The sequence below is a fragment of the Streptomyces sp. NPDC026522 genome (genome assembly GCF_055567555.1).
Genome location: NZ_JBVHQF010000020.1, coordinates 1 through 13,413, shown reverse-complemented (window position 1 = coordinate 13,413; position 13,413 = coordinate 1). Strand labels below are relative to the sequence as shown.

Sequence of the window (13,413 nt, the reverse complement as noted above, 5' to 3'; positions counted from 1 at the left end):
CTCCCTGTCCGAAAGGGGTGATCAGTCATGTCCACGACCACGTCTCTCCCGTCCGCTCCGCATGCGGTGCCGAAGAACGTGCGCTGGGTGCTGCTCGGCGTGATGCTCGCGATGCTGCTGTCGATGCTCGACAACATGGTCGTCAGCACCGCGATGCCCACGATCGTCGGCGACCTCGGCGGCCTGGAGCACATCTCCTGGGTCGTCACCGCCTACGCACTCGTCACCGCAGTGACGACGCCCCTCTGGGGCAAGTTCGGTGATCTCTTCGGCCGCAAGTCCATGTACTTGGCCTCGATCGCCGTGTTCATCCTCGGTTCCGCCCTGTGCGGGATGTCCCAGTCGATGGGCGCGCTGATCGCCTTCCGCGTCGTGCAGGGCATCGGGGCCGGCGGTATCGGCGCGGGCGCCTTTGCACTGATCGGGGCACTCGTGCCGCCGCTTGAGCGGGGCAAATACCAGGGCATGACCGCCTCCGTGATGGCCATCGGCACCATCGGCGGCCCGCTGCTCGGCGGGTTCGTCACCGGCCACTTCAACTGGCGCTGGGCCTTCTACGTCAACCTGCCCCTCGGGCTGGTCGCGCTGGTGTGGCTGTGGCAGAAGCTGCACGTCCCCACCACGCGCATCAAGGCGAAGATCGACTGGGCGGGCATCGCCCTGCTGACCCTCGCCATCACCGCGATCGTGCTCTCCGCCACCTGGGCGGGCAGCACCTACGCCTGGCGTTCCTGGCAGATTCTGTCCCTGGCCGCCGTCGCCGTGCTCGGACTGGCCGCGTTCACCATGGTGGAGAAGCGCGTCAGCGAACCCCTGCTGCCCCTGACGGTGTTCACCAACCACCGCAACTACCTCCTGGCCATGGTCATGATCCTGGCCGCCGGTATGGTCACGTTCGGCGCCGGCCTCTACCTGCCGTTGTTCCAGCAGACCGTCCAGGGCGCCTCGGCCACCAACTCCGGCCTGCTGATGCTGCCGATGATGATCCCCGTCGTGATCGTCTCGACGATCACCGGCAAGGTCATGTCGTCCACCGGCAAGTACAAGATGTTCCCGGTCGTCGGTACGGTCTTCCTCGTCGCCGGGCTCGGCCTGCTGGCCACCATGGACGCCGGTACGTCACACCTGCTGACCAGCCTGTACATGGTCCTCGTCGGCGTCGGCCTCGGCTTCACGATGCAGATGTCGGGCACCATCGCGCAGAACAGCGTCAGCATGCGGGACATGGGAGCCGCGATGGGCTCGGTCAACCTATTCCGCACCCTGGGCGGCTCGCTCGGTGTCGCGGTGTTCGGCTCGCTGTTCACCCGCGCCATCCAGTCCGTACTGCCCGCAGGCGCCGAGAACACCCCCGGTGCGCTGGAGAAGCTGCCCGCGGGGGCCAAGGACGCCTACCTTGACGCGGTCTCCACCGGCACCAGCCACATCTGCCTCACCGCCGCGGTCGTCTGCGCCGTCGCCTTCGTCGCCGCTCTCTTCATCATCGAGATCCCGCTGAAGAAGGCCGGCCCGCCCGCGGCTGCCGAGGGCACGAAGAGCCCCGTCGGGACTGCCAACTGACCCCTCAAGGCCACATATCGTCCCCCCACTTGCGGCATCACAGCGCCGCGCACAAGGAACGGAGCACCACCATGAGCACCACCCCCACCCCCCGCATCGCGATCATCGGTGCCGGCCCTGGCGGCCTGACCTGTGCCCGCATCCTCCAGCGCCACAACATTCCCGTCACCGTCTTCGACAGCGAGGCCGGCCCCCAAGTCCGCAACCAGGGCGGCTCCCTCGATCTCCACGAGGACAACGGCCAGATCGCCCTGCGCGAAGCCGGTCTGCTGGACGAGTTCTTCCGCCTCTCGCGCCCCGAGGGCCAGGAGATGCGCCAGATGGACCCGACCGGGAGAATCCTCTTCCACCACACCCCCGAAGAGGGCGAACTCTTCAAGCCGGAGATCGACCGCGGCGACCTCCGCGACCTCCTGCTGAACTCCCTCCAGCCGGGCACGGTACTCTGGGGCCAGGCCCTCACCTCGGTCGAGGGTCCCGACGACGGCCCGCGTCAGCTGCACTTCGCCGACGGCGCCACCGTCGAGGCCGACCTCGTCATCGGCGCCGACGGCGCCTGGTCCAAGGTCCGCCGCGCGATCTCCCCGGCCCTCCCCGAGTACACCGGCATCAGCTTCCTCGAAGCCTGGTTCCACGACGTCGAGAACAGGCACCCCGAGATCTCCGCACTCGTCGGCCAGGGCGCCGCCGCTGCCGCCGACGGCGACCGCGGCGTGTTCGCCCAGCGCAACAGCGGCGACCGCCTCCGCGTCTACATCATCCAGCGCCTGCCCCGCACCTGGATCACCGACGCCGGCCTCACCACCCAGGACACCGACGCCCTCCGCGCATACCTCCTGGAGCAGTTCCGCGACTGGTCCCCGAGCCTGCGCCGCCTGCTCACCGATAACGACGGCCTCTATGTCGACCGCCCCATCAACGCCCTGCCCGTCCCCCACACCTGGGACCACAACCCCACCGTCACCCTCCTCGGCGACGCCGCCCACCTCATGCCCCCTCTCGGCGTCGGCGTCAACCTCGCCATGCTCGACGCCTGCGAGCTCGCCCTCACCGTCGTCAACAGCAGCACCGTCACAGGCGCCATCCGCAGGTACGAGGAGACCATGCTGCCCCGCTCCAACGACATGCAGAAGGCCCTCGAAAACGGCGCCGCGGAACTGATCTCCACCGAACTGCCCGACTTCGTCGACGACGAGAGCCACTGAAGAGCACCAGCGACCACAGGCACCGGACACCAGACATTCACGAAGGTGCCGGGTCCTGAATGACAGCTGCGGGCAGACCCCGGACCTCGCTCAAACCTCCCGTCCTCCTCGCCCTCCTCGGGAGCGGCGGGGTCACGCAGCGGGCGCGGCCCGGCCAGGACTACTGGCGTTGATGCTGAACAGGTAGCGGTGCAGGAAGTGGGGCCGGCCCTTGAGCGGGGCGGGGCGCCTTCGACGGCCTCCATCGGGACGCCGGCGTCTTCACCGCCCTGCTGGAAGGCCTGATCGCCGAAGCTGCCCGGGTGGGCACAACGGCCTTGTCACTGGTCAGCCTGGACTCCACAACACTCCGCGCCCACCACGACGCCGCAGGACTCCGGGGCGGCAAGCCCCTGGACGCTCTTGAAGAAGCCGTGCAGGAAAGGAGACAGCCCGCAGTTCATCCCCGTGCTCAAGAAGGTATGGGTCCGTCTGCCCGTCGGCCTGCCCCGCACCAGGCTCGGCGCGGTCGCCACGGATAAGGCCTACTCGTCTCGGGGCAATTACTCCTACCTGCGCAAACGCGCTATCAAGACCGTGATTCCGGAAGCGGGAGCCCGGCAACGTACACGGTGGTGAGCAAGCGGGCGGCCGCGCAGGCGGCGACGGCGAGGGCGTCGGGCGTCGTCCAGCGGGCGGCGCAGGGTGAGCTCGCCCCCGCGGGCGACGATGACGCCACCGACGTCCGCGAGGTCGAGCCGGTCAGCCCGGCACCAGCGGGTGGCCCCCGCGGTCTGACGGCCCAGGCCGCGCGTGCCGCCGTACGGGTCCAGCCGCCCGAGCTGCGGCCGCAGTGCGCCGGACGGCCGCGGAAGCAGGGAGCCGGCCGGGGCGCCGGGCACGGGCGTCCGGGTCACCAAGGTGACGTCCGGCGCGGCCGGTTGCCGAACTCCCGCGGGGGCATCACTGCTGGCAGCGTCCGAAGTCCACGACGTAGGTGCCGGTGTTGGACGACGATGCGCCGGCCGGGTCCGCCGCTCCGGGCAGGGCCGCCGCGCCGATGTCGCGCAGGGACGGCTTGAGGATGATGGCGCGATGGCCGGGGCTGTTCATCCACCAGTTCACGGCGGCCTGCGGGGTTCCCGATCCGGCCCAGCCGGTGTACGTGATCTCACTGAACTCCCACGACCGGGGGTTCGGGCAGTATGCGGCCGCCTGGATGCGGCTCTGCGGTGTCGAGCCGGTCTGGGGATTGCGGTGGGAGTCCTTGCCCGGCCCCCACCACCTCAGCTGCACCGATGCGGCGGCATGCTGCTGGGCCGCGTTGGTCAGCGGCTGGTTGACGGTGAGGGCGGGCAGCCCGCGCTGTGTGCGCTGCGCGTTGATCAGGCAGATCACGGCAGCCCTCGCCTGGGCTTCCGTGCCGGCGGTCGGCGCCCGGTTGACAGCGGCCGGGTCACAGCCCGCGGCTGGTGCCGCAGCCGGGGCGACGGCCCGCTGCCCGTTGATATTGCCTGCCGCGGCGTACCGGCACACGAGAATCCAGCCCGTACTGCCCGCCACGGGCACGCCCTCTTTCACGCCGCAACCGACTGCCGTGGTCGCTGACGCGGGCGACATCCATATCATCTGGGAGTAATGACCCCACGCACGGTAATTGGTGCCCGCGGATGCACTGCTGTTGATCGGGGCATTGTTGTCGGCGTCGAACTTGGGCTTCTCCGCCGTCCAGCTGAAACTCACGGCGGGGTCCAGTGCCATCAGCGGCCGCGCCGGGCCAGGGAAGGCATTGAAAAGGTTCTCACCCTCGTTACCGTTGGTGTCACGGCTGCTGTGGTGCAGTCCGCCGCCCTGGCTTGATACAGGGTCATCGGCCCAGGCCTGCGCGTCACAGGCAAGCTTGGGGTTCCATGCGACAGAAACCACGGAAGAGCCGGGGCTGTACTTCTGGATGGCTGCCCGGCGCGCGTCGTTGTGAATGCGGACGATCTCGGCAGCGTCGGCCGCGGATATCCGTGAGCCCGTTCCGGGCGGGGCGTCGGGCGAGGGACAGGTGGGAGATTTCTCCTCGGAGGCAGGGGCCGAAGCGGCGCGTGCATGGGGGGAGGCTGCCGCTACCGGTCCCATTATGGTAAGGCTGCACACGAGCGCAGCCGCGGTTGCGAAAGGCTTTGGTTTCATGGAACACCCCGAATACGGGTAAGGGTTTCCCATGCGGGCGAAAATGCCGGGGTGCCGTATTCCGCACGCCCGGATCGACCGCACGTGGATGAAGTCGGCGGGGAGGTCTCCGTACGCCGGACGATGAGATCATCGTCGCCCATTCGGAGCAGATCCACCCGTCAGGCCATCGGCCGATTACTCCACTCGGGTGAATACGGCGACTGTGTTTGCGATCAGCGTTCCCGCCTCGACACCCACCGCCACAGGGCCTTGCCGCCAACCACTGCAACTCACACGTCGCCCATCATCGGACACCTCCGCCTCCACCTCCGCCTCCACCTCCGGCACCTCGACCCGCCCGGCGTCCCGGATCCCGTCCGGCCACCTCATCCCCTGCAAAACGATCACATCATCCAGCACCCGCAGCAGCCCCAGCCGCTCCCGGTCACGCATCGCGAACTTGGCGACCGCGACCTTGCTGCTGCGCTCCAGCACCTGCCCCACCCCGACCTGCCCGACGTCGACTGCTCTGACGCACCGGCAGCGAACAACGCACCGCCAACTTCCTGCCCTGGCAGGCCGCCTACGCCGAGCTCCACTTCACCCACGACTGCTGGCCCGACATCGACCGCCGCCACCTCCGGCAGGCCATCACCGAATACAGCCACCGCCAACGCCATCACGGCGCCACACCCGCAACCGCAGCACCCGCACTCCCCGACGGCACCCCGGTACGGCTCGGGGTACTGCTGTCCACCACTCAAACCCGCCGCCGAGCAGTCACCCCCGAACAGCGCGAGCTCCCGGGCCGCCCTCGGTATCGACTGGGCCCGGTAGAAGCCCGGTGTCGTCGAAGCCCGGCCGGGTGCTTACGTCTCGGCCGGGCCCTGCGGCGCGTATTCGCTGCGCTCGGGTTCGTCACGGGCGACGAGCTAGGGGCCGGGGCTTCGTGTCAGCCCGTCCGCCCGGTGCGCAGTCGCCGCAGATCCCGCACGAGCGTGACAAGGCGAGGAGGACGAGCGCAGCTCCGGCCACCAGCCACAGAGCCGTGGCCCCGGACCGGTAATCGCGAACAGCAACGCCGAGCAGCAGCATGCTGACTAGGGCTTGTCTGGCAAATGATCACCGAGCGTGTGCGTGCTCCGTCCAATTGCCTTGCCGTCCTGACGTCAGCCAGTGATTCTGGGCAGGTGCCAGGACAGGGGAAAAGAAGGCGGCGGCAAGAGGACGCGCGGCAGTGGGTTGCTGCTCGCACCGCGTCGGACGCGGGACAGTGGGAAGTGGTTGTTGAGACTCCGGACCAGGCGGAGATGCGTACGACCTTGCGCTTTCTTCGGGAAGCAGGAGTCGACGGGTCGATGATCCGGATCGACACGCTGTGCGGACGCCTGGCGGTGCCGACCACCTACCGGCTGAGCCGTTTCATCACGGACCCCGCGCGAAAGTCCGAGCACGAGCACTCTGATCATTGATCTTGTGGCCGGTCGAGGCGAGTTGACGGAAGCGGCGTGGGAGCGAATAGAGCCCTTGTTGCCGCGGGTGGATGGGCGTGGCCGTCCGTGGCGTGATCACCGGCAGGTGGTCAACGGGGTGCTGTGGCGGCTGCGGACCGGGGCTCCGTGGCGCGATCTGCCCGAGCGGTACGGACCCTGGCAGACCGTCTACGAGCGGTTCGCCCGCTGGGAAGCGGACGGGACCTGGGCGAAGTTGCTGGAACACGTCCAGGTCCGCGACGACGCGGTGGGCCGGGTGGAATGGACCGTCGCCGTCGATTCCACGGTCAACCGTGCTCACCAGCACGCCGCCGGCGCCCGCAAAAAGGGGCCGCAGACGGGGACGAACTGGAAGATCCGGGCCGCTCGCAGACGCGCCAGGCCCTCGGCCGGTCCCGAGGCGGGCTGACCACCAAGGTCCACCTCGCCGTCGACGGCCGGGGCCTGCCCCTGTCCGTCGTGCTCACGCCCGGCAACTTCAACGACGCCACCGCCTTCAGTCAGGTCCTCGACGGGATCCGCGTTCCGAGAGTCGGCACCGGCCGCCCGCGCAGGACGCCAACCCGAGTCCTGGGCGACAAGGCCTACTCCAGCCGGGCGATCCGGCACCTGCTGCGGCGCCGCGGTATCGCCGTCACCATCCCCGAGCGCCGCGATCAAGCGGCCAACCGCCGGCGCCGAGGGCGCCTCGGCGGCCGGCCGCCCGCCTTCGACGAGGAGGTCTACCGCGAGCGCAACGTGGTCGAACGATGCTTCGCACGCCTCAAGCAGTTCCGCGCGATCGCGACCAGATTCGACAAGCTCGCCGACCGCTACCGTGCCGGAGTCGTTCTGGCCTCTCTGATCCTCTGGCTCCGCGAAACCAGTTCGTGATCATTTGTCAGACACCCCCTAGCAAGCCGCCGGCCGAGATCAGCGCACTGATGCGGTCAATCACGTGGACATCATCAACGACAGTCCCCGGTGCCGGGAGTGATCCGCGCGAGCATCTCCATGAACATTACGCGCCGGCTCCTGGGCCGTGGCCCACCGGCGCAGCAACCACCCACCCCAGGCACCCAAGTCTGCCTCCACCCCCGTGTCTGCGCGGTCGAGGCCGACATCACCGCCCATCCCCTGCACGGCCCGGGGAAGCGTGGACGAACTGGAACGGCTACGGAAGCGCGGAATCCTAGAAATGCGCGGCTACAAGTCGTTCATCATCGACGAGGTGGGCTGCATCCCCTTCGACCAGGACGCGGCCAACGTGTTCTTCCAGCTCATCGCATCTGCTCACGAACAGGGCTCCCTGATGGTCACTTCGAACCTACCTTTCGAGCGGTGGGAAGAGAGCTTCTCCGACGACGTCGTGGCCCGACGCGGCGTCAGCCCGCAGCAGGTCTCGCTGGCGTGGCTGCTCGCCCGCTCCCCGGCTACGGTCCCGGTGCCGGGAGCCATCCGCCCGGCCTCCACCACCGACTCGGCCCGGGCCACGGACATGGAGCTGAGCGAGGAGGAGCTGGCGCTACTCGACCGCGGAACGCCGGGCTGACCACTGCGCCCGAGAGTTGTTAACCCCCGGACGGAAGGAGTTCAGGGCGCGATCATCTCGCATTCTTGTGTGATGTGAAATATCACATCACACAAGGCGCGTTGATGACCCGTCACGCACCGACGAAGACACAAGGAGAGCACGTCCCCATGAACCGCTTAGCGCTTCTCGCGGTCGGCGTCGCCGGCCTGACCGTTCTGGCCGCCGGGCCGGCCGCCGCGACCCCTGAGGCCGCCGCCGACCAGACCGTGACCACCTGCGGGAACTCGGGTCTCCAGGCAGGCCTGCTCACCCGGCTGTGCGCGGATGTCACTGGTAACGCGGTGCAGTTCTACGGCAGGGTCAGCCTCGCCGGGCCGCCCTCTCCCGGCGGCCCGACGCCAGCCCCGAAGGAGCTGTCCACCACGCTGTCCGCCGAGGTCGTGGGCGCCGGTGCCCCGCCCCTCACGCAGGACAAGCCGGTCGTCTTCACCTCCACGACGCTTGAGGTGCGCGGCCCGGCGAACACCGTCCCCTGTGGCGCGACGGTCCGCGGCACGTTCGGCGTGGCCTCCTTCCCCTGGTCGCCCCGGCCGGTCGTGCACGAGGTCACCCTCACCTGCTGACGCCCCGCCGCCCTGCGGACCCGTCACGGCCGGCCCGGCGACCCGCCCGAGCGGGTCGCCGGGCCAGTCACGCCGCCCGTAAACCGCCTGACCTGATGGTGCGGTGCGCGGGCACCGCAAGCTCCGCAGGCGCGGCCTGGCCGGGGGCTGCGCCGGTGGGGGCGGTGGAGGAGCTCGCTCCGCTGTCATGGGCGCAGCGCACTGGCAGGGCCGGCCGGATCCTCGTCGACGGTCAGGGTGGTCAGAGCCGGCAGGCCGATCCAGCGGTTCGCCCTATTTTGATCAACAAGCCGCCAGCTACTGCGCGGTCAGCTTGCCCGTACCGAGGCGATCACCGCCTGCGGGCCATTCCGTCAGCACCGACCTGCACGTCGGGGAACCCTGCGAGCATGCTCGCAGCTGTCGCGTGACATATGGTTTTGACCGATTTTCAGGTGAATATGACCGCCCGGTTCAGGAGACTGCCGGGTACGTCCGGCTGCATCCGTGCAGTCCGGTCTCAATGAGCTTCTTCGAGTTGGCCACCGATCGGGTGATGTGAAGCGCAACGCACGAGGCCCCCGAGCTGTTGATCGAGATATCTGACGTCTCAATCACGTTGCTCGGGAGCCTCGTTGGTCATCCACCCTGCCGTACTTGACCTGCCTCATGCGCTCGTGGAGTGGGTCGCCATGCTGGTTGCCACTCGTGAGGGCGACCGGCGCTGCAAGCTCCGTCCGTCCCAGCGGGCGATGGTGGCACTGGTGTACCTGCGAGAGCACACCACTCTGGCGAAGATCGCCGCCGGGTTCGGGATCAGCGAGTCCACCGCCCACGCCTACACCCGCGCGGTCGTCGACCTGCTCGCCGAACGAGCACCGGGCCTGCTCAAGACGCTGCGCGAGCGCGATCCCGGCTTCATCCTGCTCGACGGCACCCTCGCCGAGTGCGACCGGGTCGGCGACGGCCGGGCCGACTACTCCCACAAATACCGGCGCCACGGAGTGAACGTGCAGGTCGTCACCGACCCCTACGGCCGGCTGCTGTGGCTCTCGCCCGCCCTGCCGGGCCGCACACACGACCTGACCGCCGCCCGTGCCCACGGGATCATCCGGATCTGCGAGCGCCAGGGCGTTCCCATCCTGGCCGATCTCGCCTACCAAGGCGCCGGCCCGTGGCTGACCACCGGCATCAAACGCAAGCCACTCCAGGAACTCACTCCCACCGAGAAGACCCTCAACCGGGCGCTGGCCGCAGCACGAGCGCCCGTTGAACGCGGTGTCGCGAGCCTGGAGTCCTGGCGGATCTTCCGCAGGTCCCGGTGCAGCCCCAACCGCATGACGTCAATCGTCAAGGCCATCCTCACGCTGGAGCGGCAGCACTGAAGATCCTTAGTGAGCGCTTCGTCTGGCGATAACCGCCATATGAAGCGCTCACCCGGAGACGAAACCCCTGGGGTCAGTCCTGATCTTGGCGGTACTGGGCCGCGCACCAACTGGAGTCGATGGCGGGGTTGCGCAGCGCCCCCCAGAATCGGTCGTCAGGTATCGGTGGCAGGGGCTGATTGCCCAGGTCCGCTTGCAGGTCCGCACGCCAGTTGAGAGTGAAGTGACTCCGGGTCTCCGCGCTCTCGCACACGGACCTGTACGGGGACCCCCAGATCCCGAGGGCTATTTTCTCCGCGGCCCACCTGCGTGTGTGGTCTCGGCCGGTGTCGGCCTGTGCGAGCACCGCGCGGAGGCGCAAGGCGAGGGGGCCGGTCTGGTCCGGCTGTGGCGGGGTCACACCGTGCTCCCACGCGTCCAGGGCTGTCTTGACCTCCGGGTAGTTGTTCAGGCCCGTTTCGACCGCCAGTCTGCGCAGCTGCTTCCGCGCGGCGTCGACCACCTGCTCATACGGCAGGGTCGCGATCAGCGCACCGAGTTCCTCATGCCCGTCCAGGTGGCTCACGTGGAGGAGGTCGGTGGGACTGTAGGACAGGTCCAGCTCTGGCAGCTGCTCATCCGGTGCGGGAAGGGGCTCGTCGGCGCTGTACTGCGGCCTGGCAGGCGGACGCCCCTCCCAGAACAGCCGTCCGTTGAACGTGACGACACCACCGTCCTGGCCGCGCTCAAGCATGCTGGCCAATTCGGCCAGATACTCACCCAGCGAGTCGGCCTCCCCGAAACTGGTGCCGGTCTCGTCGAAGAACCGCCCGATCGAGCCGAAGGAGTCCCGCCCGGTACGGCAATCCATCAGAAGACCGTCCGACGTCACGTCGTAAGAACCGAACTTCACGTAATCGTGAAGCCAGTAGCCCTCGGTCTCCCCGTCGAGGCCCTGGTCGATGCCGCGCATGAACCCGGTGTCCCCGAGGATCCCGCTCACTCCGAGCAGCCGGTCGCCCGTGCTGGAGCGGAAAGCCTCAGGTCCCTCCAGCGCCCCGTTGTGCCGGAGGAGCGAAGCGACCAGGTCCGGAGGAAAGGTGACCCCCAGTTCCTGTTGCGCTGCCGCGATCTCCTCGCCACCTGCAGGCGGCCGAAGCGTGGCAAACGTGCGGGGCGCGTGCTCGCGCAGCCACGCGTCGATGCGAGTCCATGAGTCCTGGACCAGGTCTGATGTCATAGGGCCGACCTTAGAACCAGCGGCTGACAACAGCTTGCTCGTCGCTCACTGGCCTTGCCGCCGGGTTGGCGTTCAGGCCGGCAAGCTTCGAGGGGCCCCTTGTCCCGGCTCACCAAGCTGCTGGCACCGGACGCTGCAACCGCCCACTCGACACGCAAGCGCTCAGTCGCAATCACCCGATCGGTGGCCAACTCGAAGAAGCTCAATGACGCAAAGGCACCACAAGGCCGCCTATCGGGCCATAAGGCAACCGAATCCGGACGTCAGACCCCAACGGGCCGAACGCTTTCCGTAGTCGGACCATAACCTTCGGTACAAAGCGGGCGGTTGTTCCGAGTCGGCGGCTGGCCCAAGAGTCACGTGGGAAGGAGACCAGGGATGGTCGAGAGCGTCAGGTACGGGGCCTTGGACATCGCGGTGACGGACCGGTTCCTCCGGCGGTGGGATGACGATGGGTCGGGAGCCGCCATGGACGGCGTGTTCTTCAACCCGGATTTCGGGGGAGGCACGCTCTACGCGCAGGGCTGGCGCTACCTCGGGAGCCTCGGCAGCAATACCCAAGCCGACATCACCGGCAAGCGGGCCACGATACTGGTCCGCGGTACGAACGCCGCCGACACGATGGTCAAGCCCCCGGTCCGGTTCGAACTCATCTGGAACGACCGCGGGTCGGGTGCGAAGAGGGACGGTTCGGTGTGGCGGCCGATCCCGCCGGCCGGCTACGTCGCCCTCGGGGACGTGTTCGCCGACTTCAGCTGGGACGCGCCGAACCCCGCGTACTACGCCTGCATCCGCAGGGAACTGGCGGGCCGCAGCTACGTGCGCGAGGGCGTGATCGGCGACCTCATCTGGAACGACAAGAAGTCCGGGTCCAAGAGTGACGTCTCCATCTGGCAGATCCGCCCGCCCCGCTACCCCTCCGACAGCACCGAACGCCTGATCCTCGGCGCCGACCTGCTGCGTGCCCACGGCAGCTACGACCGCCCGACCGAAGCGGTGTACGTCCTGGACCTGCCCGCGGTCATCGCCAAACGCAATCCCCCGGCCACCCCGGTGCTGACCTCCCACCGCGAGCCCGACCCGGTCGCGCAGATCACAGACCGCGCGGTGACAGTCCCGTGCACGATCATCAAGGACCCCGACAAGACCATCGCCTGGCAGGCTGCGAACTCGCCGTTCTACACCCTGGAACGCCGCGTCAACTACAGCCTGCAGATCTTCCGGAACAACGAGGCCGGCACCACGCCAGCCGAGTCGAGCGTGGCCGTCACCACCGGCGTCACCAAGGAAAAGAGCGAGGAGTTCAGCAAGAAGACCAGCGTCACGGTCAGCGCATCGGTCGGCATCGAGGCCAAGGGATTCAGCGCCTCGGTGGAGACCAGCGTGACCACCGAACTCGGCTACAGCACCCGGACCGGCGTCTCGCTGCTCAACTCGGTCACCAAAACGCATGGCCTCACCACACCGCCGCGGTCCTCCGGGGCCTTGTGGTCGGCGACACACGAGATCATCGCGGTCCGCAAGGGCGGTGCGGCCATCGGCGGCCAAGGCGGCCTGAAGTTCGACGTCGACTCCTACGTCACCGGCGAATACCCCGGCGGTGCGGGGGTCGTGGCCAACGTCGACGGGATTGACACCCCGCAGGCCACCACCGCCGAAGCCTTCGGCGAAACCGAGGCCAACATCCCCGACGCCCCGCAGTAGCACACCGACCCCGATACCGTTGTCCGGCCGAATCCTCGGCCTGTTGCGCGCGGGTGTTCCTGGCGTGGCACGGGGTGGGCATGCAGTGCGCGGGCTGGTCGCGGGTTGGATGAACTGGGCGCCGCAGCCGGGGCAGGCGAGGACTTGTTTTCGGTCCGGGAGGAAGCAGTGGCTTGACGGGGCACGGTTGAGGAGATCGTTGCTGCGGCAACGAGCTGAGCCACCACCACGGTGGTGGCTCAGCTTGAACGTTTGCCTCGGCGGGCGGCCGCGCTACTCGCAGAGCAGGAGATCTGGCGATGGCGGCGGTGTCCGCTCCAGGACTTCCTGGACTTCGAGGCCAGTCGGCGGGCGAGCCGGCCGACGGGGCCGCCGCGGGCGCCTCACATGTTGATCATGTGTCCGGCCAGGCCGTGCACGGCCTCCTTGACGGCCTCGCTCAGGGTGTGGTGGGCGTGGACGTTGCGGGCGACCTCGTGCACGGTGAGGTCCCACTGCTGGGCCAGGGTCAGCTCGGGCAGCAGCTCGGTGACATCGGGGCCGATGAGGTGGCCGCCGAGCAGCTCGCCGTACCTGGCGTCGCTGATCAG

The 13,413-nt window shown here is 68.5% G+C and carries 10 protein-coding genes and 3 pseudogenes; 9 read left to right on the top strand and 4 right to left on the bottom strand.

Annotated elements, in window-relative coordinates; all coding sequences use genetic code 11:
- Positions 1-27 precede the first annotated feature (27 nt).
- The 3 genes and pseudogenes from ACZ4M3_RS34490 to ACZ4M3_RS34480 form a co-directional block, all read left to right on the top strand.
- Entirely contained in the window at positions 28-1,560 is a 1,533-nt protein-coding gene (locus ACZ4M3_RS34490) for an MDR family MFS transporter (RefSeq protein ID WP_467739487.1), read from the top strand.
- Positions 1,561-1,631: 71 nt separating this feature from the next.
- Positions 1,632-2,765: an FAD-dependent oxidoreductase gene (locus ACZ4M3_RS34485; protein WP_467739485.1), complete on the top strand. Its 1,134-nt coding sequence runs from the start codon at positions 1,632-1,634 to the stop codon at positions 2,763-2,765.
- 245 nt (positions 2,766-3,010) lie between these two features.
- Positions 3,011-3,353: pseudogene (locus ACZ4M3_RS34480) on the top strand (transposase family protein); the annotation flags it as partial.
- 354 nt (positions 3,354-3,707) lie between these two features.
- Here ACZ4M3_RS34480 and ACZ4M3_RS34475 read toward each other — a convergent pair.
- Together ACZ4M3_RS34475 and ACZ4M3_RS34470 are read right to left on the bottom strand one after the other, a co-directional pair.
- The gene (locus tag ACZ4M3_RS34475; RefSeq protein ID WP_467739483.1) at positions 3,708-4,871 is read right to left on the bottom strand and encodes a CAP domain-containing protein; all 1,164 of its coding nucleotides are present in this window, start codon (positions 4,869-4,871) and stop codon (positions 3,708-3,710) included.
- Positions 4,872-5,102: 231 nt separating this feature from the next.
- Positions 5,103-5,402 carry a Ku protein gene (locus ACZ4M3_RS34470; protein ID WP_467739481.1) on the bottom strand — a complete coding sequence of 100 codons (300 nt, stop codon included), beginning with the start codon at positions 5,400-5,402 and terminating at the stop codon, positions 5,103-5,105.
- A 71-nt stretch (positions 5,403-5,473) separates the two neighbouring features.
- Here ACZ4M3_RS34470 and ACZ4M3_RS34465 point away from each other — a divergent pair, with 71 nt between their 5' ends.
- From ACZ4M3_RS34465 to ACZ4M3_RS34445, 5 genes and pseudogenes are all read left to right on the top strand, one after another.
- Positions 5,474-6,007, top strand: coding sequence for an undecaprenyl diphosphate synthase family protein (locus tag ACZ4M3_RS34465; protein ID WP_467739578.1), 534 nt, complete (start codon positions 5,474-5,476; stop codon positions 6,005-6,007).
- Between the two features lie 376 nt (positions 6,008-6,383).
- Positions 6,384-7,295, top strand: a pseudogene (locus ACZ4M3_RS34460) (IS5 family transposase).
- 240 nt (positions 7,296-7,535) lie between these two features.
- A complete protein-coding gene (locus tag ACZ4M3_RS34455; protein ID WP_467739479.1) occupies positions 7,536-7,931 on the top strand; it encodes an aldo/keto reductase in 396 nt (131 codons plus the stop codon).
- A gap of 149 nt (positions 7,932-8,080) precedes the next feature.
- Positions 8,081-8,536 (top strand): hypothetical protein, encoded by a 456-nt coding sequence (locus ACZ4M3_RS34450; RefSeq protein ID WP_467739477.1) that lies wholly within the window; start codon positions 8,081-8,083, stop codon positions 8,534-8,536.
- 614 nt (positions 8,537-9,150) lie between these two features.
- Positions 9,151-9,900 (top strand): transposase, encoded by a 750-nt coding sequence (locus ACZ4M3_RS34445; RefSeq protein ID WP_467739475.1) that lies wholly within the window; start codon positions 9,151-9,153, stop codon positions 9,898-9,900.
- Positions 9,901-9,973: 73 nt separating this feature from the next.
- Here the strand turns inward: ACZ4M3_RS34445 and ACZ4M3_RS34440 are convergent, their stop codons facing one another.
- Positions 9,974-11,119, bottom strand: coding sequence for an SMI1/KNR4 family protein (locus tag ACZ4M3_RS34440; RefSeq protein WP_467739473.1), 1,146 nt, complete (start codon positions 11,117-11,119; stop codon positions 9,974-9,976).
- 468 nt (positions 11,120-11,587) lie between these two features.
- On the opposite strand from ACZ4M3_RS34440, the gene ACZ4M3_RS34435 reads away from it, so the two are divergent.
- Entirely contained in the window at positions 11,588-12,823 is a 1,236-nt protein-coding gene (locus ACZ4M3_RS34435) for a Vps62-related protein (protein ID WP_467739471.1), read from the top strand.
- Positions 12,824-13,206: 383 nt separating this feature from the next.
- Here ACZ4M3_RS34435 and ACZ4M3_RS34430 read toward each other — a convergent pair.
- Positions 13,207-13,413: pseudogene (locus tag ACZ4M3_RS34430) on the bottom strand (dihydrolipoyl dehydrogenase); the annotation flags it as partial.

Coding starts and splice junctions, on each gene's coding strand:
- ACZ4M3_RS34450 (WP_467739477.1), top strand. CDS start 8,081: ATGAACCGCTTAGCGCTTCTCGCGGTCGGCGTCGCCGGCCTGACCGTT.
- ACZ4M3_RS34440 (WP_467739473.1), bottom strand. CDS start 11,119: ATGACATCAGACCTGGTCCAGGACTCATGGACTCGCATCGACGCGTGG.
- ACZ4M3_RS34475 (WP_467739483.1), bottom strand. CDS start 4,871: ATGGGACCGGTAGCGGCAGCCTCCCCCCATGCACGCGCCGCTTCGGCC.
- ACZ4M3_RS34490 (WP_467739487.1), top strand. CDS start 28: ATGTCCACGACCACGTCTCTCCCGTCCGCTCCGCATGCGGTGCCGAAG.
- ACZ4M3_RS34435 (WP_467739471.1), top strand. CDS start 11,588: ATGGACGGCGTGTTCTTCAACCCGGATTTCGGGGGAGGCACGCTCTAC.
- ACZ4M3_RS34485 (WP_467739485.1), top strand. CDS start 1,632: ATGAGCACCACCCCCACCCCCCGCATCGCGATCATCGGTGCCGGCCCT.